The sequence below is a fragment of the Aminobacter sp. LjRoot7 genome, assembly GCF_964252895.1.
Lineage (GTDB): Bacteria > Pseudomonadota > Alphaproteobacteria > Rhizobiales > Rhizobiaceae > Aminobacter > Aminobacter aminovorans_B.
In genome coordinates, this window is the sequence record NZ_CAXUPX020000013.1 from 79,523 (window position 1) to 96,779 (window position 17,257).

The 17,257-nt window shown below is 65.1% G+C and carries 17 protein-coding genes and 1 riboswitch; of the genes, 7 read left to right on the forward strand and 10 right to left on the reverse strand.

All coding sequences use genetic code 11. The annotated features are described in order from the left end of the window. Positions 1–156 precede the first annotated feature (156 nt). The gene (locus tag ACSQ3E_RS27165; RefSeq protein WP_310328151.1) at positions 157–783 is read left to right on the forward strand and encodes a YdcF family protein; all 627 of its coding nucleotides are present in this window, start codon (positions 157–159) and stop codon (positions 781–783) included. Positions 784–888: 105 nt separating this feature from the next. Next, positions 889–1,677, forward strand: a complete 789-nt coding sequence (locus ACSQ3E_RS27170; protein WP_436125044.1) for a lysophospholipid acyltransferase family protein — start codon at positions 889–891, stop codon at positions 1,675–1,677. 9 nt (positions 1,678–1,686) lie between these two features. On the opposite strand, the gene ACSQ3E_RS27175 is transcribed toward ACSQ3E_RS27170, so the two are convergent. Both ACSQ3E_RS27175 and ACSQ3E_RS27180 read right to left on the reverse strand, forming a co-directional pair. Continuing rightward, positions 1,687–2,742 carry a bifunctional transcriptional activator/DNA repair enzyme AdaA gene (locus ACSQ3E_RS27175; protein ID WP_436125045.1) on the reverse strand — a complete coding sequence of 352 codons (1,056 nt, stop codon included), beginning with the start codon at positions 2,740–2,742 and terminating at the stop codon, positions 1,687–1,689. Positions 2,743–2,810: 68 nt separating this feature from the next. Continuing rightward, positions 2,811–3,335 carry a gamma-glutamylcyclotransferase gene (locus ACSQ3E_RS27180; protein ID WP_436125046.1) on the reverse strand — a complete coding sequence of 175 codons (525 nt, stop codon included), beginning with the start codon at positions 3,333–3,335 and terminating at the stop codon, positions 2,811–2,813. Between the two features lie 101 nt (positions 3,336–3,436). On the opposite strand from ACSQ3E_RS27180, the gene ACSQ3E_RS27185 reads away from it, so the two are divergent. Next, positions 3,437–4,390, forward strand: a complete 954-nt coding sequence (locus ACSQ3E_RS27185) for a DUF2125 domain-containing protein (RefSeq protein WP_436125047.1) — start codon at positions 3,437–3,439, stop codon at positions 4,388–4,390. Between the two features lie 73 nt (positions 4,391–4,463). Here the strand turns inward: ACSQ3E_RS27185 and ACSQ3E_RS27190 are convergent, their stop codons facing one another. After that, the gene (locus ACSQ3E_RS27190) at positions 4,464–5,399 is read right to left on the reverse strand and encodes a prephenate/arogenate dehydrogenase family protein (protein ID WP_436125048.1); all 936 of its coding nucleotides are present in this window, start codon (positions 5,397–5,399) and stop codon (positions 4,464–4,466) included. Positions 5,400–5,402: 3 nt separating this feature from the next. Continuing rightward, a complete protein-coding gene (hisC, locus tag ACSQ3E_RS27195) occupies positions 5,403–6,515 on the reverse strand; it encodes a histidinol-phosphate transaminase (protein ID WP_436125049.1) in 1,113 nt (370 codons plus the stop codon). Between the two features lie 153 nt (positions 6,516–6,668). After that, a riboswitch (SAM riboswitch) is annotated at positions 6,669–6,746 on the forward strand. 50 nt (positions 6,747–6,796) lie between these two features. On the opposite strand from hisC, the gene metA reads away from it, so the two are divergent. After that, on the forward strand, positions 6,797–7,720 hold the full coding sequence (metA, locus tag ACSQ3E_RS27200) for a homoserine O-acetyltransferase MetA (protein WP_436125050.1): 924 nt from the start codon (positions 6,797–6,799) through the stop codon (positions 7,718–7,720). Between the two features lie 45 nt (positions 7,721–7,765). Here the strand turns inward: metA and ACSQ3E_RS27205 are convergent, their stop codons facing one another. Further along, positions 7,766–8,623, reverse strand: coding sequence for a LysR family transcriptional regulator (locus ACSQ3E_RS27205; RefSeq protein ID WP_310328139.1), 858 nt, complete (start codon positions 8,621–8,623; stop codon positions 7,766–7,768). 139 nt (positions 8,624–8,762) lie between these two features. Here ACSQ3E_RS27205 and ACSQ3E_RS27210 point away from each other — a divergent pair, with 139 nt between their 5' ends. Continuing rightward, positions 8,763–10,301 carry an MFS transporter gene (locus ACSQ3E_RS27210; RefSeq protein WP_436125051.1) on the forward strand — a complete coding sequence of 513 codons (1,539 nt, stop codon included), beginning with the start codon at positions 8,763–8,765 and terminating at the stop codon, positions 10,299–10,301. 47 nt (positions 10,302–10,348) lie between these two features. Here ACSQ3E_RS27210 and ACSQ3E_RS27215 read toward each other — a convergent pair whose 3' ends face one another. From ACSQ3E_RS27215 to ACSQ3E_RS27230, 4 genes are all read right to left on the reverse strand, one after another. Further along, positions 10,349–12,154: an ABC transporter ATP-binding protein/permease gene (locus tag ACSQ3E_RS27215; RefSeq protein ID WP_436125052.1), complete on the reverse strand. Its 1,806-nt coding sequence runs from the start codon at positions 12,152–12,154 to the stop codon at positions 10,349–10,351. A 130-nt stretch (positions 12,155–12,284) separates the two neighbouring features. After that, positions 12,285–13,247 (reverse strand): lipid kinase, encoded by a 963-nt coding sequence (locus ACSQ3E_RS27220; RefSeq protein WP_310328132.1) that lies wholly within the window; start codon positions 13,245–13,247, stop codon positions 12,285–12,287. A gap of 55 nt (positions 13,248–13,302) precedes the next feature. Next, a complete protein-coding gene (locus ACSQ3E_RS27225) occupies positions 13,303–14,094 on the reverse strand; it encodes a DUF1194 domain-containing protein (protein ID WP_436125053.1) in 792 nt (263 codons plus the stop codon). Positions 14,095–14,185: 91 nt separating this feature from the next. Next, positions 14,186–14,956: a class I SAM-dependent methyltransferase gene (locus ACSQ3E_RS27230; protein WP_436125054.1), complete on the reverse strand. Its 771-nt coding sequence runs from the start codon at positions 14,954–14,956 to the stop codon at positions 14,186–14,188. A gap of 105 nt (positions 14,957–15,061) precedes the next feature. On the opposite strand from ACSQ3E_RS27230, the gene gloB reads away from it, so the two are divergent. Next, positions 15,062–15,829, forward strand: a complete 768-nt coding sequence (gloB, locus tag ACSQ3E_RS27235; protein ID WP_436125055.1) for a hydroxyacylglutathione hydrolase — start codon at positions 15,062–15,064, stop codon at positions 15,827–15,829. Next, complete coding sequence (locus ACSQ3E_RS27240) at positions 15,829–16,263, forward strand: cupin domain-containing protein (protein WP_436125094.1); 435 nt, start codon at positions 15,829–15,831, stop codon at positions 16,261–16,263. Before gloB ends, ACSQ3E_RS27240 begins: the two co-directional genes overlap by 1 nt. On the opposite strand, the gene yddG is transcribed toward ACSQ3E_RS27240, so the two are convergent. After that, positions 16,260–17,156, reverse strand: coding sequence for an aromatic amino acid exporter YddG (yddG, locus tag ACSQ3E_RS27245; RefSeq protein WP_436125056.1), 897 nt, complete (start codon positions 17,154–17,156; stop codon positions 16,260–16,262). The two genes, ACSQ3E_RS27240 and yddG, sit on opposite strands and share 4 nt — an antisense overlap. Between the last annotated feature and the right edge of the window lie 101 nt (positions 17,157–17,257).

The window sequence follows — 17,257 nt, forward strand, 5'->3', positions numbered from 1 at the left end:
GATGTCACTTTGTTGCAGAATGTGCTTAGATAGGCGCTGCAAAAGCCGCAATCCCTGCTTAACCATGGCTTCGTGATGGGTCAGAACGCGCTCGCCGCATCGGGGACGGTTTCGGAAAGGAAATTCTACCCGGCCGGGCTCAAGCCGCGCCGGGGAATGAAATTTTTGCGCCGCATACTGTTCATCCTCGTCGCAGCCGCCTTCATCTTCACCGGCGGCTTTGCGCTGTTTGCGACCCATGTCAGCAGCCTGACCACGCCTGCCAACCCCGCAAAGGCCGACGCCATCATCGTGCTGACCGGCGGCCAGTCACGGCTGGATGCAGCGCTCGATCTGCTCAAGGCAGGCAAGGGCGAACGCCTGCTGATCAGCGGCGTCCATCCCGCGGCGACGCGCCGGCAGCTGCAGCTGGCAACGCGCAGCGACAAGTCGCTGTTCAACCGGGTCGACATCGACCGCGCCGCGCTCGACACCATCGGCAATGCCGAGGAAAGCGCCAAGTGGGTGGAGAGCCACGACTATGCCCGCGTCATCCTCGTGACCAACAACTACCACATGCCGCGCAGCATGCTGGAAATGGGCCGGCTGCTGCGCAAGGCGAGCCTTGAGCCCTACCCGGTCGTCAACTCCAAGCTTGGCGAGGGCCGCTGGCTGACCAAGCCCGAGGCGTTCCGCGTGCTGTTCACCGAATACAACAAGTACCTGCTGGCGCTGGCGCGCGGCATCGTGCCGGTAAAGCCGACCTCGGACGGCATGGTCGTGGTCCAGGCCGCCGCCGAATAGGCGCTCTCCCGCGCAAAAGCCCGATTGCGCGCGAGCGGCGTTTTCCTTTTCGGGCGGCTTGGTGTAACCAACGGCGAAATCCCCGTCCTCAGGCGCTCCTCACCAATGCTCCATATCCGCTCGCTGGCATTCAACTTCGTCTTTTATGTCAGCCTGATCGTCCAGATGATCTTCTGGACGCCCTACTACTTCCTGTCTCCGCGCCACCGTGCCTGGCTGGTGCCCAAGTTCTGGGCGCGCTCGAGCCTGTGGCTGCAGGAGAAGATCGCGGGAACGAAAAGCGAGGTGACGGGGCTTGAGAACCTGCCCGCGGGTTCGTTCATCCTGGCCCCCAAGCACCAGTCGTTCTGGGACGCCATCGCCTTTTTCCCGTATCTGCGCGACCCGCTCTACATCCTCAAGCGCGAGCTGATGTGGATCCCGTTCTTCGGCTGGTACATCGCCAAGATGAAAATGATCCCGGTCAACCGCGGCAAGCGCTCGGCGGCCCTGAAGGCGGTTGTGGTGGCGACCCGCCGGGAAATGCAGAACGACCGCCAGCTAATCATCTATCCCGAGGGAACGCGCCGCGCGCCCGGCGACGAGCCGGCCTACAAATGGGGCATCGCCGAGCTCTATGCGGCGCTCAACATGCCGGTGGTGCCGGTTGCCCATGTCGCCGGCCTGTATTGGCCGCGCCGCAAGTTCCTGCGCTTCCCCGGCACCATCAAGGCACGTTTCCTGAAGCCGATCCCGGCGGGTCTGTCGCGCGAGGAATTCATGCAGCGCCTGATCTCGGAGACCGAGGCCGCCTGCGACGAGTTCCTGATCGAAGCGGCGCGCTCGAAGAACCCGCCGCCAATGCCGCCTACGGCGGTGAAGCGGCTGAAGGAACTGGGCGTCGAGGTCGGCTGAGCTGGCTGGCTAGCCAGCGGCCATGCGCCGCTCGTGTTCGAGCAGCCAGCGCTTGCGCCAGAGGCCGCCGCCATAACCGGTGAGATCGCCGCTGGCGCCGACAACCCTGTGGCACGGGATGACGATGGCGATCGGGTTGGCGCCGTTGGCGCGGCCGACGGCGCGCACGGCAGCGGGATTGCCGATCTCGGCGGCGAGGCCGGAATAGGTTGCCGAGACACCTGCCGGGATACGTCGCAAGCAATCCCAGACCTGGCGCTCGAAGGCCGTGCCTTGCGGCGCCAGCCGGGTGGCGAACTCCGCAGACTTGCCAGCGAAATAGGCGCCGAGCTCCGTCTCGATCTGGTCGATGGGTGCTGCCCGACCGAAGGCGATAGCCGAGCCGGTGACCGCCTGCAGCTTACGCACCTCCGTCGCCAAGGCCTTGCGCTCGAGGAATTCGAGGATGTGCAGGGCATGCTGGTCGGCGATGGCGATCATCGGGCCGATGGGCGTCTCGATCCAGTCGGCCTTGAGCATTGTCTTGCCACGCAGCTTGGCTGGTGCCTCGCCGAGCAGCCGGGTGATCGCCGCGCGAAAACCGCTGCCGGAATCGAAACCCGCCTCGACCTGCGCGTCGACGACGCTGTCGCCTGACGTCAGCCGCTCCGCAGCCTGCCCCAGCCGGCGCAGCCGCGCCATTTCGAGGAAACTCATGCCGAAGCGGCGCTTGAAGGCGCGCCGCACCGTCGAAGCATCGAGCCCCATGGCGACGATGTCGGCCTCCAGCCAGCGCCGCTCCGGCTCACGTTCGAGTGCGTCGACCAGCGTCGCGACAAGCGGCTCTGGCTCGCCGGTGCCCATCATCGGCCGGCAGCGCTGGCAAGGCCTGAAGCCGGCATGCAGGCATTCGGCGGTGGTGTCGAAGAACTGCACGTTCTCGCGCTTGGGCTTGCGGGCGGAACAGGTCAACCGGCAGAAAATGCCGGTCGTCCTTACGCCGACATAGGCAAAGCCGTCATAGCCTGCGTCGCGGGCGATCAGGGCATCGTAGAGCGTGTCGTCATCGGGGCGTTGGAACAACATGGTTGATCCTTAGCGCGAGTCCGCACCCCGCGCCGCCGAAAATCGGGCGTTGATTTTGCCTCCTGACATCAGGCCTGTTTGCCGACCAGCCGCGCCACCTCTTCGAGCCAATGGTCGCGAATGCCGAGCGCCTTGAGATGCTCGACTGTGCTGAGCACATAGTCCTCGTTGCGGCCCGATTGACCGACCGCGCCGGTAACGATCTCGGCCGCGTGCGCCGCGTCGAGATTGCCGGCATATTGATGATGCTTGCGGTCGGCGATGTAGCAGACTGCCTCTGCCTTCTCGCCCTTATCGAGTTGGATGGTCAGCCGGCGCTCAAGATAGACGCTGGTAACGAGTTCCCGGTCCCTGAGATAGGCCAGCACCTCGTCGCGCAGGTCGCCGGGCACGCGGAAGGCGAGGCCGACGCAAGAACCGCCACGGTCGAGGCCGAGCACCAGTCCGGGACGCTGCTCGGTGCCACGATGGATCCAGGAGCGGATACACAATGAGCGGCGAAAACCCATCAGCCGGGCACGGCGCGTCTCGATATGCGCGAAACCTGGCCGCCACATCAGCGAACCGTAGCCAAAAACCCAAAAATCGCCCATATCGCCAGCCTGTTGGTGATCGCGGTGAACAGAACCGCGTTAGCGAGAGCCCAAGCATGCCGTCAAGTCAGGAACCAAGACCGAACTACAGCCGCCGCTTCATGTGGCTGGGACTTTTCATCGTGCTTCTGTTCGGCGGCTACAGCGCTGGATGGTTCTGGTTCGCCGGCAAGGCCGAAAGCGAGGTGCGCAAGGCGATCGCCGGCGTCAACCGCGATGGCGTGTCGCTCGAATGCGCCAACCCCGAGATCAAGGGCTTTCCGTTCCGCATCGGCCTGTTCTGCGACCGGCTGGACTATGAGGATGCGGGACGCAGGATTTCAGCAAGCGCCGGCAATTTCCGCACCGCCGCCCAGGTCTACCAGCCGATGCACTCGGTGCTGGAGATCGACGGGCCGCTCAGGATCACCGCGCCCGACCTGCCGCAACTGCAGTTCAACTGGGACCTGCTGCATGCCAGTGCCAGGATCGCAAAGCCCCTGCCTGAACGGATTTCAGTCGAAACGCTCAAGCTTTCCGGCCAGGCGGCCTTCATCGACGGCGTCGCCAAGCCGCTGTTCACCGCCGAGCAGACACAGACGCATCTGCGCCCGAACGGCGCCAACATCGATCTTGCCGGCACGTTCACCGGCCTTCAGATCGACCCGCAGGCGATCGGCGGCCGCACGCTGCCCAAGCTCGACGGCAGCGCCGACACCTCGCTGAACAACGGCGTCGCCCTTGTGGAGAGCAGGCAGCCGGCATTGCGCGGCCAGTCGGGCAGCATTCGCTCGCTGACGCTGACGACGGGCGGCACGACAGGCGTGGCACTCAGCGGCCCGTGGTCGGTCGCCGAGGACGGCCTGATCGACGCCGATCTCAAGGTGACGATCCAGAACCCACGCGAGCTCTCGCGCATCCTGTCTCAGGTCATGCCCGAACAGAGCAAGCAGTTCGAGACCGCCTTCACCGGCCTCGCCTTGCTCGGCGACGCGCCGACCCTGCCGCTCAAGATCGTCAAGGGCCAGGCGACGTTGGGGTTCATCCCGCTCGGGATGGTGCCGGCGGTGGACTAGGGGAGTATGGGAATAGGGAAGTAAGGCAGTAGCATATTGCCCGACTGCCCTAATGCCCTACACCCTTACTGCCCTAGCTCTTCACTGGATGTTCGATCGCCTCGCGGCCGAAGTTCGGCACGTCGACTTCCTGGCCGGCGTCGATGATCGAGCGGCGGATGGCGCGGGTGCGGGTGAACATCTCAAACAGCTTGTCGCCGTCGCCCCAGCGGATCGCCCGCTGCAGCGACGCCAGGTCCTCGGAAAAGCGCGCCAGCATTTCCAGGATCGCGTCCTTGTTGTGCAGGCAGACGTCGCGCCACATCGTCGGATCGGAGGCCGCCAGACGGGTGAAGTCACGGAAACCCGAGGCCGAATACTTGATGACTTCCGACTTGGTCACCGACTCCAGATCGTCGGCGGTGCCGACGATGTTGTAGGCGATGATGTGCGGCAGGTGCGAAACGATGGCGAGCGTCATGTCGTGATGCTCGGGGTCCATCGTGTCGATGTTGGAGCCGCAGCGGCGCCAGAACTCCGACAGCTTCTCCAGTGCCACCGCATCGGTATCGGGCAGCGGCGTGAAGATGCACCAGCGGTTCTCGAACAGCTCGGCAAAACCGGCGTCGGGACCCGATTTCTCGGTACCGGCCAGCGGGTGGCCGGGGATGAAGTGCACGCCCGCCGGCACATGCGGGGCCATCTGCGCGATGACGGAGGCCTTGGTGGAGCCGACGTCGGTCAGGATGGCGCCCGGCTTCAGCGCCGACGCGATATCGATCGCCACGGCACCTGAGGAGCCGACCGGCACCGAGACGATGATCAGGTCGGCATCCGCAACCGCCACCTTTGCGTCGGTCGCGTAGCTGTCGCCGAGGCCGAGTTCCTCGGCGCGGGCGAGCGTGGGTGCGCTGCGGGTGGAGATGGCGATGTGACGGGCAAGCCCTTCACGGCGGACGACGCGGGCCAGCGATGAGCCGATCAGGCCGATGCCGACGAGGGCGATCTTTTCAAAGAGAGGATCTGACATGGTTCAACTTTTCAGGAATTCGGTGAGTGCGGCGACGACGCCGCGATTGGCTTCTTCGGTGCCGATGGTCATGCGCAGCGCATTGGGGAAACCGTAGCCGGTGACCCTGCGCAGGATATAGCCGCGCGCCGTCAGATACTCGTCGGCGGCAGCGGCCGAGTGCTTGCCGTCATCGGGGAAGTGCACCAGCAGGAAATTGCCGACCGAAGGCGTGACACGCAGGCCGAGCTTTTCGAACTCGGCGACCAGCCATTCCGCCCACTTGGCGTTGTGCGCCACCGTGCGCTCGACATGGCCACGGTCTTCCATCGCCGCCACGCCGGCTTCGATCGCCGCCGCGTTGACGTTGAAGGGACCGCGCATGCGCTCGAGCACATCGATGATGTGCGAGGGCGCATAGATCCAGCCGATGCGCATGCCGCCGAGGCCGTGGATCTTCGAGAACGTACGCGTCATGACGACGTTCTCGTTGGCCGCGACCAGCTCGACGCCCGACTCGTAGTCGTTGCGGCGAACATATTCGGCATAGGCCGCATCGAGGACGAGCAGCACGTTCTTCGGCAGTGCTGCGTGCAGGCGGCGCACTTCCTCGAACGGCAGGTAGGTGCCGGTCGGGTTGTTGGGGTTGGCGAGGAAGACGATCTTCGTCTTCGGCGTCACCGCGGCGATGATGTTGTCGACGCTGGCCTTCTCGGCATCTTCCTTGGCAACGACCGGCGTGGCACCGGCGGCCTGGGTGTAGATCTTGTAGACCATGAAACCGTGCTCGGTGTAGACGGCCTCGTCGCCCGGCGAGAGATAGCTCTGGGACAACAGGCCCAGCACCTCGTCGGAACCGTTGGTGCACAGGATGTTGGCCGGGTTGAGCCCATGGGTCGCCGCGATCGCCTGCCTCAGGCGTGACGCCGACCCGTCGGGATAATACTCCATCTTATGCGAAAGCCTCTGCACGGCCTCGATCGCATGGGGCGAGGCGCCGAGCGGATTTTCGTTCGACGAGAGCTTATGGACCTTGGCGACGCCTGCCGGAGCGGAGCTCTTGCCACCGACATAGGCTGTGATGTCCATGATGCCGGCGCGGGGTTCGGGGCGAATCTGCTCGGGTGCCTTGGTCATTTCGAAATATCCTGGATTGGCGCCTCCGGCCGGAGGCCGCAGCGGAAATACCGCCCGGTGCACGCAATGTCGAGGAAAACCGGCGGAACTGCCCGGTCTGGCCGGACGAATGGGTCGCGGTTGACGCAATCGGCGACCGGGCGTAATAGCAGGGCATAGACCCGTGGTGATTTGGCCGGTCGGCTTGCAGCCACGTTAAACAAGTCGCTAAAGGGCCGTTTGCGATCCGTAAACCGGCTATGCGACTGCAAGCCGGTTTTTTTGTTTCTGGAGTTCGCACAGTGCCGATCAAGATCCCGGATCAACTCCCCGCCCGCGAAGTGCTGGAAAAAGAGGGCGTTTCCATCATGGATGAGCAGACCGCTCTCCGTCAGGACATTCGTCCACTGCAGATCGGCCTACTCAACCTCATGCCCAACAAGGTCAGGACGGAAACGCAGATCGCGCGCCTGATCGGCGCCAGTCCGCTACAGGTCGAGCTGACCCTGGTGCGCATCGGCACCCACAAGGCCAAGAACACCTCAGAGGATCACCTCATCGCCTTTTACCAGACATGGGAAGAGGTGAAGGACCGCAAGTTCGACGGCTTCATCATCACCGGTGCCCCGGTGGAGCTGCTGCCCTTCGAGGACGTGACCTATTGGGATGAACTCAAGCAGATCATGGACTGGACCACGACCAACGTGCATTCGCCGTTCTTCATCTGCTGGGGTGCGATGGCCGCCGCCTGGCATTTCCACCGGGTTCCCAAGCACACGCTGGAAGACAAGGCGTTCGGCGTCTACCGCCACAACAACAACGCGCCTGCCTCGCCTTATCTCGCCGGCTTCTCCGACGATTTTGCCATTCCGGTGTCGCGCTGGACGGAGGTCCGCGCCTCGGACATTCCCGAGGATTCCGGCCTGGAGCTATTGATGGAATCGGAAGAGACCGGCCCGAGCCTGCTCTCCGAGGAAGCCGGCAACCGGCTCTACATGTTCAACCACATCGAATACGACTCGACCTCGCTCAAGGAAGAGTACGACCGCGACGTGGCGGCCGGCGTGACCATCGAAGTGCCGCACGAATATTACCCCGACGACGACCCGCAGCGTAAGCCGCTGAACCGCTGGCGCTCGCACGCCCATCTGCTGTTCGGCAACTGGATCAACCGGGTCTACCAGACCACGGAGTATGATCTGGAGAGCATCGGCAAGGGTCGCTAGCACCAATCAAGGCCGCGTCCGCAACCCGGGCTCGGCCTTCCGCCCCTACCCCGCCTTGGCCCGGTGCTCGTGGAAGGCGCAGGCGAGGATGCGCAGGGCTTCGCGCGAGCGGCGGTCGGTGAGCGTCGAGTGCAGCACGATCTCGGTTGCCGGCACATCGGGCAGGCCGAACTTGCGGCTGACCTCGACGGTTCCGGGAGGCGCCAGCCTACTCGGGAAGACTGCGGTGGCGAGCCCGGCCGAGACGGCCGCGGTGACCAGCGACGAGCCGCCGCCGACAAACACCTCGACCCAGGGAATGCTGGCATCGTCGAGCGTGCGTGTGGCGAGATCGCGCACGCCGCACAGCCGCGACAGCGTCGCCAGCCGGATCGGCTCGCCGGGGCGATGATCGAACTCGGGCGTCGCGAACCAGCCGAAATGTTCCGGTCCCAGCACCTCTCCGTCCCGCCGGTCGTCCTCGCGCCGGACGATCGCGGCATCTAGCTTGCCACGGTCGAAGGCATCGAGCAGCAGCGTCGAATTGTCGACCTGGACCTCGATGGTCAAGGCCGGGTCGTGCTGGCTGAGACGGGCAAGCAGCGTCGTCACCTCCGGTCCAGCGACATGGCCGGCAATGCCGAGCGTGAAGCGCCGCGCCGAACACGACAGGCCAGCGACCGCATGGTCATGGGCGGTGAGGAAGGCACGTGCCGATTCGATGAACAGCGCGCCGTCCGCCGACAGCCTGACGCGGCGCGGGGTGCGTTCGATCAGCTTGCGGCCGACACGCTCCTCCAGCCGCTTGAGTTTGACGCTGACCGCAGCCTGGGTCGAGCCCATGGCATCGGCGGCACGCGTGAAACTCTGCAGATCCGCGACCATGACGAAGTTGCGGACGGCCTCGGCGTCGAGCCACAGCATCTCATCTATCCTAGTTTGTTATCACTGATATAGGTTTACATAGCATTTATGCATGTTCAAGCTTCGCATATCTCAGATGTTTCCAAATAACCAGCGGCACCGGACCTCCTCCCCCGACGCCGCCAGACGGAGACACGGGATGAAGCTGACGATGAGAGACACTCTGGCGCTGGGGGCGATCTGCCTGTCGGCGCTGATGTTCGGCCTTGAGATATCGAGCGTGCCGGTGATCCTGCCAACGCTCGAACATGTGCTGCATGCCGACTTCAAGGACATGCAGTGGATCATGAACGCCTACACCATCGCCTGCACGACGGTGCTGATGGCGACGGGAACGCTGGCCGACCGCTACGGCCGCCGGCTGGTGTTTACCGTGACGGTCGCCGCCTTTGGCGTGACGTCGCTGATGTGCGGTCTCGCCCCCAACACGACGGTGCTGATCATCAGTCGCTTCCTGCAGGGCATGGCCGGCGGCGCCATGTTCATCTGCTCGATCGCCATTCTCTCGCACCAGTTCCAGGACGCAAAAGCGCGCAGCAGCGCCTTCGCCATCTGGGGCGTCATATCGGGCATCGGCCTGGGCTTCGGCCCGATCATCGGCGGCGTGATTGTTGCCCTGTCAACGTGGCAGTGGGTGTTCCTCGTGCACGCGCCGTTGGCATTGCTGTGCCTGGCGCTGACCTTCGGCAGCGTGAAAGAATCGCGCGACCCGCAGGCCACCAAGCTGGACCTGCCCGGCATCGTCATCCTGAGCGCCGCCGTCTTCGGACTGACCTACTACATCACGCAAGGCGCTGATCTCGGCTTCCTCAGCCCAACGGCGATCGCGATTGCCGCAGCGACGCTCGTCGGCGTGATCGCCTTCGTCGCGGTCGAGCGGCGGCATTCGCATCCGATGTTCGACTTCTCGGTGTTCAGGATTCGCGACTTCTCCGGCGCCATCGTCGGCTGCGTCGGCATGAACTTCAGCTACTGGCCGTTCATGGTCTACCTGCCGATCTATTTCACCGTCGGCCTCGGCTATGACAGCACTGAAACCGGGCTCGCGGTACTCGCCTACACCGTGCCGTTCCTGGTGATGTCACCGGTGGCGCAGTACCTGCTCTTGCGCACCAGCCCGCGCGTCGTCATCCCGCTCGGCCTGTTCACCATCGGCCTCGGCTTCATCGCCATGTGGCTGGGCAGCCCTGCCGAAGGGGCGAGCGGCCTGACCGTACTGCCCGGCGCGCTGCTCGCCGGCATCGGCCTTGGCCTGACGACGACGCCCGCCACCAACATGACCACCGGCTCGGTGCCGGCCAGCCGCGCCGGCATGGCCTCAGGCATCGACGCCAGCGCCAGGCTGATCGCACTCGCCGTCAACATCGCCGTCATGGGCTTCGTGCTCGTCGAGGGCATCCTTGCCGGCCTGAGGGACGCCCTGCCCGCGGGTGCCGATGCCGGCCAGCTGCGGTCGCTGGCCGAACGCATCGCCGCCGGCGGGGCGGTCGAGGAAACACCGGGCGCGCTCGCGGTACCGGCCGACGCGGTCCATGCCGCGTTGGTCAACGGCTTCCATTGGGTGATGCTTTATGGCGGTCTCGGCGTGTGGGTGCTGGCGGCGCTCAGCTTCGCGCTGTTTGGTGCCGGCAAGTCGTCCGGCGTGTCCAAGCCTTGTCCGGAGACGCAAGCCATCTGAGCACGCTCGCTGCAGGCCCACTCCGGCGGGCCTGCAGCGAGGTCGGCTCAGGCGGGAGCCGCAGCCTTGGCCACATCCTTGATGCGGACCGGCTTGAGCACCGGTCCGCGCTTGTCCTTGGCAAGATGGACGGTCCTGCCGAACAGGCCGCCATTGTGACGATGCGGGCCGAAATAGACGACACCGGTGTTGGCAAGCTCGCCCTCGAACATGTCCTTGACCCGCTGATGCGCGGCCGCGTCGAGCGTCTCGAAAGCCTCGTCGACAATCACCCAGTCGGGCTTATGCAGGCGCAGCCGGGCGAAGGCGACGAGCCGCAGCTCGTCGCTGGTGAGCTCCTCATTCCAGTGCGCGACACGATCGAGCGAAGTCGCCAGGCGCTCCAGCCCGACGGCGGCGAGCGCTTCGGCAAAATCCTTGTCGTCGAGCACGGTGCCGCTGGAGGGATAGGCCAGCACCTCGCGCAGCGTGCCAGGCGGCAGGTAGGAGACGCGCGGCAGGAAGGCGATCTGCCTGCCGGCAGGCAGTTCGATCCGGCCTTTGCCCCATGGCCACAGCCCGGCCAACGCACGGAACAGCAGCGTCTTGCCGGCGCCCGCCTCGCCGGTGACCTGCAGGCGCTCGCCCGGCTTGACCCTGAGATGCGGCTCCGAAAGCCTGATACAGCCGCTCGGCGAAACCAGTTGGAGATCGTCGAACGCCAGGCTGCCGTCGCGGCTTTCGGCCAGGTCGATGCGCTCCTCCTTGTCGTGCAGCACGTCGGCGGCGACCAGCACGCGGCGGATCACGCCGACACGCATCAGCGTGGCGCGCCAGTCGGCGATGGCGCCGACATTGTTGATGAACCAGCGCAGCGAGGCGTGGACCTGGTTGAAAGCGCTGACCGCCATCATCAGCCCGCCGAAGCTGATGTCGCCGGCAAAGTAGACCGGCGCCGCGACCAGGATCGGCGCGACCACGGTGAACCAGCCATAGCCGTCGGTGACCCAGCCGAGATTGATCTGGGTGGCGAAGATGCGGCGCAGCGAATTGAGCACGCCGGCGAGATCAAGCTCCAGCCGGCGCTTTTCATCAGCCTCGCCGCGCGCCAGCGAGATGGCATCGATGTTCTGGTTGATGCGGACCATCGAGAAGCGCAGTTCGGCTTCGCGCGAATAGCGATCGGCGTTCTGGACAATCAGCGGCCGGCCAACGAGCCAGCTCAGCAGAGAGGCCGACCCGGCATAGACGATCGCCGCCCAGACCATGTAGCCCGGGATGCTGAACGAGCGGTCGCCGACGTGGAAGACAAAGCCCGACGACAGGCTCCACAACACGCCGACGAAGGAAACCAGCAGGATCGAGGCCTGCAGCAGGCCGATGGCAAGGTCGGTGGTGAGGTCGGCAAGATGCCCCGCGTCCTGCTGCATGCGCTGGTCGGGATTGACGCCGACGGCGCCCGCATTGGCGAGGCGGAAGGCGCGGCCCGGCCGCAGCCATTCGGTGATGAGGTCAAGCGTCAGCCCCTCGCGCAGCTTGAGCCGGATCATCTGGTTGAGCCATTGCTGGCCGACATTGAGCACCAAGAGGCAACCGGCAATCGCCGCGAAGATCGTCAGCTGGTGCAGGAAGGCGTCGAGGTCGCGATTTTCGAGCGCATCGTAGAACGGCTTGTTCCAGCGGTTCAGCACGATCTGCCCGGCCGACGTCGCAAGGATGACGGCAAGGGTCGACAGGCCGAGCCAGACAAGGGTCCTTCTCACCGGCGAGCCGGCAAGCGCCTGCCGCGCCATCTTCAGATGGTCGAAAAACCCGCCATCGACATCTGCTGCCAGAGGCTCGCGATTGGTCTGGATGAACGATTGGCCTGGCATGCGCATCCTCCGGCTGGCCGCTTCGAGCGAATCGGCGCGCGCAGAGTGTGCCATTCAACGGCGGCTGCATATCACCGCGTTGGCAAAACAGTCCGTGATTGAAACGCGGCCTGAGGCTGGCGCGGCAGCGTCAGCCCTTCGGCACGAACACGTTCACCGATTTGGGCCGGATGCGGAAATGCGCCGGCGTCCAGGTGACCAGCTCGCCGTCGGTGTTGACGGGGCGCGGCTGCTTGGTGCGTATCGTCACCTCGGTGGTCTTGAAGGCGCGGACGTCGTCCCATTGGCCTTGCGTACCCTTGCGCAGGCTGGGCAAAAGCCTGAGCAGCCGCCACCAGTGATCGACCTCAAGGCTGTAGAGATCGAGCCAGCCGTCGTCGGCGGTCGCGGTCTCCTCGACGGTCATGCCGCCACCATAATGGCGACCGTTGCCGACCGAGACCTGCATGGTGCGGATCTTTTCGGTGGTGTCGTCATGGTCGACATAACAGGTGAACAGGCGCGAGCGCATCAGCATGCGGGCGGCGACGATGCCGTAGCCGAGCGTGCCCCAGCGCTTCTTGGCGTGTTCGGTGAGCTCGCCCGCCAGTTCGGCGCTGAAGCCGATGCTGGCGACGTTGAAGAACAGGTGGCCGTTGACCTCGCCGAGATCGACAGTCGTCTGGTGGCCGGCGGCGATGACTTCCGCTGCCTTCACCGGGTCCGGCGCAATGCCCATTGTCCGGGCGAAATCGTTCGCGGTGCCGAGCGGCAGCACGCCCAGCGTCAGGCCGCAATGGGCAAGACCGGCAGCCGCATTGTTCAACGTGCCGTCGCCGCCACCGACGATCGCCATGTCGAAATGATCTGCGTGGCGCGAGATCAGCTCGGAGGCGTTCTCGTCCTTGCTTGTCGCCATCTCCTCGATCTGGAGGCCGGCATCGACGAGCACCTGACGGGCGGCATCGATCGACCCGCCGCCGCGGCGGGCGCGCGGATTGACGATCAGCATCGCGCGCTTGCCCTTGGAATGCTGCACGGCGCGCTTTTGGTTGATAACGTCGGTCAGGAGGAAAATCCCTGTGATGTCGAACGGGTTTGGTGCCCGCGTCATCTAGGGTGCAATCGGCACTATTTTAAGATGCAGCCAGAAACAGGGCGCAGAAAACCTAGCGGTCGAGCTCCGGGAAATAGGGATCGGAGTAGATCCGCCTGTCGCGTTCGCCGGCCATGCAGTCGACCCGGGGCTCAGTGTCGATCCTGACGACCGGCAAGGCATGGGTGTCGCCGCTGACTTCGAGCACCAGCTTGCGCCTGATCGCGGTGGCAAACTCGGATGCTGCCTTGATCGGCAGGACGAACGAGCCGGGGCCGCCGGTGACGCATTCGGCGTAGTAGCGGTCGAGCCGCGACGCCGTTCGCGACGGCCGGATCAGGATCGGCAGGCCGTTGATGACGATGCCCTGGGCCACAGCGGCATCCCGCGCGGGGATCACCGGATTGCCGAAATTGTTCGGCCCGTCGCCCGATATGTCGATGACACGGCGAAAGCCATCGGCAGCGTTTTGATCGAACAAGCTGGCGCCATAGGTGACCGCGCCCGAGATCGAGGTGCCGCGAAAGCCGCTGAACGGCCTCGCCTCGAGCCTTGCGGCGAAGGCGGCAGCGCTCTGCGGCCCGTCGATGATCTGCCACGGCACCAGCGATTCCTCGCGCACGGTGCCGGCCCATTCGAAATAGGTGATGGCGACGCGGCCGTTTTGGCCGGACAGCACCGCGTCGACGAAATCGGGATGGCGCAGTGCTTCGACATAACCGGCGCGCTGGAGGGTGAATTCCTCCAGATCCATGGAGCGCGAGACGTCGACCGCAAGCACGAGTTCGACATCGACAGCGACACCAGCCACGGGGCGCGGTACCTCGCAGCCCAGACACAAGACTATGGCCAGCACGCCCAGCATCGTTTGCAGGCTCTCCGGTCGGATGGACCAGTGTCGCGGCAATGGCGGAGGAATGGAAGTGGGGCTGCTTCACCCCTTCGTGAGCTGGTGCTCAGCCGCCGTGCTCGGCGTCGCCGCGCCGCAGCGCCGGGAACCCGCGCGAGGCGCCGCTGGGCGACAGCACTGGCACGAAGACGCGCCGCGAGGCGCGTTGCGCCACCGGAATGCCCTGGTAGACGCGCTTCTGCGCCTCGACGACAATGGCGCCGGCAAAGATCGGCCAAAGGCGGCGGCCGGCACGCTCGAACAGGTGGTCGAACTTCATCATCCATTTGCGCCGCGACGGCGGGAAATGCAGCGCGTCCGACCACGCCGAGACGGTGAAATTGGCCTCGCGCAGCAGCTCGTTGAGCTGCCCTGACGAAAACGGGCGCCCGGTGCCGAACGGCGTGTGCTCGAAACGCGCCCACATGCCGCGACGGTTGGGCACGACGATGACGATGCGCCCCGCCGGCGACAGCACGCGCCAGATCTCCTTCAGCGTCTCGCGCGGGCTCTCGGCATGCTCGAGCGAATGGACGAGCAGCACCCTGTCGACGGAGGAATCGACAAGCGGCAGCTCCTCGTCGAAGACAAGTGCCGTCGAGGACGGACCGTTGACCGGCCAGACGACAGCGCCCTGGGTTGCCGGCATGAAGGCGAAGACGCGCTCGGCGTCGCTGCCGAATCGGTCGAGCCAGGGCAGCGTGTAGCCGAGCCCGACAAGCCGCTCATTGGGCAGGCCGGCCCACACCGACGACAGCGCCATGGATATCGACTGCTCGGCCAGGCGGCCAAGCGGCGTCGAGTAGAAAGAGCGAAGGTCGACGATGTCGGAATTCATGGCTGGAAGGTAGACGCGCCGCCCACGGACTTCAACGACCCCGCCCCAATTGGCGTGACAGGTTTGCCAGCGCGCCCTATCGTTCTTCCGAACTGGAGTTTTGCCATGGCTGTCGAGATCAAGCTTTTCATGTGCCGCACCGACAATTTCGGGGCGCTTTTGCACGACCGCGAAACCGGCGAGACGGCGATCATCGACGCCCCGGAGGAAGGCCCGATCCTGTCGGCGATCGAACATAGCGGCTGGACGCCGTCGTCGATCCTGACGACGCATCACCATGCCGACCATGTCGAGGCCAATCTGGCTCTCAAGCAGCGTTTCAAGCTGCGTATCGTCGGACCCGAGGCGGAACGCGAGAAAATCCCCGGCATCGACGACACCGTCGAGCAAGGCTCGGTGATTCCCTTCGGCAACGAGACCATCGAGGTCATCGAGACGCCCGGCCACACCGCCGGCCACGTCTGCTATTACCTGCCGAAATCGAAGGTGGCGTTCACCGCTGACACGCTGTTTGCGCTGGGTTGCGGCCGGCTGTTCGAGCGCCCGGCACCTGTCATGTTCGAATCACTGAAGAAGCTTGCCGCCTTGCCGCCTGAGACGGTGGTCTATTGCGGGCACGAATACACGCTGTCCAACGCCCGTTTTGCGCTGACGATCGACCCCGACAACGCCACCCTGCGCGCCCGCACCGAAAAAATCGAGGCCTTGCGCACCGAGGGCAAGCCGACGCTGCCGACGACAATCGGCGAGGAGCTTGCCACCAACCCGTTCATGCGCTGGGCTGATCCCGCCATCCGCAAGCATCTCGGCATGGAAAAGGCAGCAGACGTCGACGTCTTCGCCGAGGTCCGCAAGCGCAAGGACAACTTCTGATCATGAGAGCTGCGGAGATCATCGCCAGCCTCGGCATGCAACGCCACCCCGAGGGCGGCTGGTATGTCGAGACCTTTCGCGACAGCCCCGAAGGCGGACCGCATGGCCCGCGCGGCAACCAGACGGCGATCTATTTCCTGCTCGAACAAGGCCAAGTCTCCGCCTGGCATCGGGTTAAGGATGCCGCCGAAATCTGGCACTTCCATGCTGGCGCGCCGATCGAGCTGAGACTGTTCCAGGAAGGCGACGACCTCGTCGCCCACACGCTTGGAGTCGACATCGCCGCCGGCCAGCGGCCGCAATGCGTGGTGCCATCAGGCTGGTGGCAGACGGCGCGCAGCCTGGGCGACTGGACGCTTGTCGGCTGCACCGTGTCACCGGGCTTCGAATTCGCCCAGTTCGAGCTGGCGGAACCTGGCTGGGAGCCGGGTTAGGCCCCTGCCCCGTTCGCTGCCGCAGCCTTGCGCTCGCCGAAGATCAGCGACTTGGCTGCCAGCACGGCACCGCCGGTGATCAGCACGCAAGCGGCCAAGATGCGCAGGGATGGTTCGGCGAAGCCGGCAGCGATCAGCACCAGGGTGGACAGCAGCGGGGCAGCGTAGCTTGCCGCGCCCAACACCTGGATGTTGCCGCGCTTGACGCCGATGTCCCAGGCATAGAAGGCCGCACCCACCGGCATTAGGCCGAGGCCAAGCACGGCGAGCCACTGGCCGGCATTGGCCGGCAGGACCGTTTCTTCCAGCGCCAGATGGCAAGCGAAGGAGAGCACCGAGGTCGCCAGGCAGAACCAGGTGACGACGGTCGTTGGCACCGAGGGAAAACGGCGCGACAGGAGCGAATAGCCCGACCACAGGAAGGCGCAGGCGAAGGCCATGATGTAGCCGAAGGCGTAGCGCGGCTCGAAGGCCAGCCCGCCGCCCTTGGCGACGATCAGGAAGGTGCCGGCGAGGCCGAGCAGCGCGCCGGCAATGTGGTTCCAGCGCAGGCGTTCGCCCGGCATCAGCGCCGAGCCGAGCACGATGAACAGCGGCCAGAGATAGGCGATCAGGCTGGCTTCGACCGCCGGCGCGTTGCGCAGTGCCGTGAAGTAGAAGAAGTGGTAGCCGAACAGGCCGACGATGCCTATGCCCCAGACCTGCGCCGGGATCTTCTCGGCCTTGTCGGGCTTCGGCAGGAACAAGCGGGCGACGAGGCCGACACAGGTGCCGATGGCGAAGGTGATCGCCGACATCAGGAACGGCGGCACCGTACCGGAAGCGTCGGTGAGCAAGGCCAGCAGCGCCCACATGGCGACCGCCGAAAATCCGATCAAGGTTGCGCGCCCCACTTACCCCTCCTGGCGCAACGCGCCCTAGCCGTGAAGCATGACCGCGTCCGGAAACCGGCCCCCACTTTCAGTGGCGCATGATCTTATCCGAAGACCGGTGG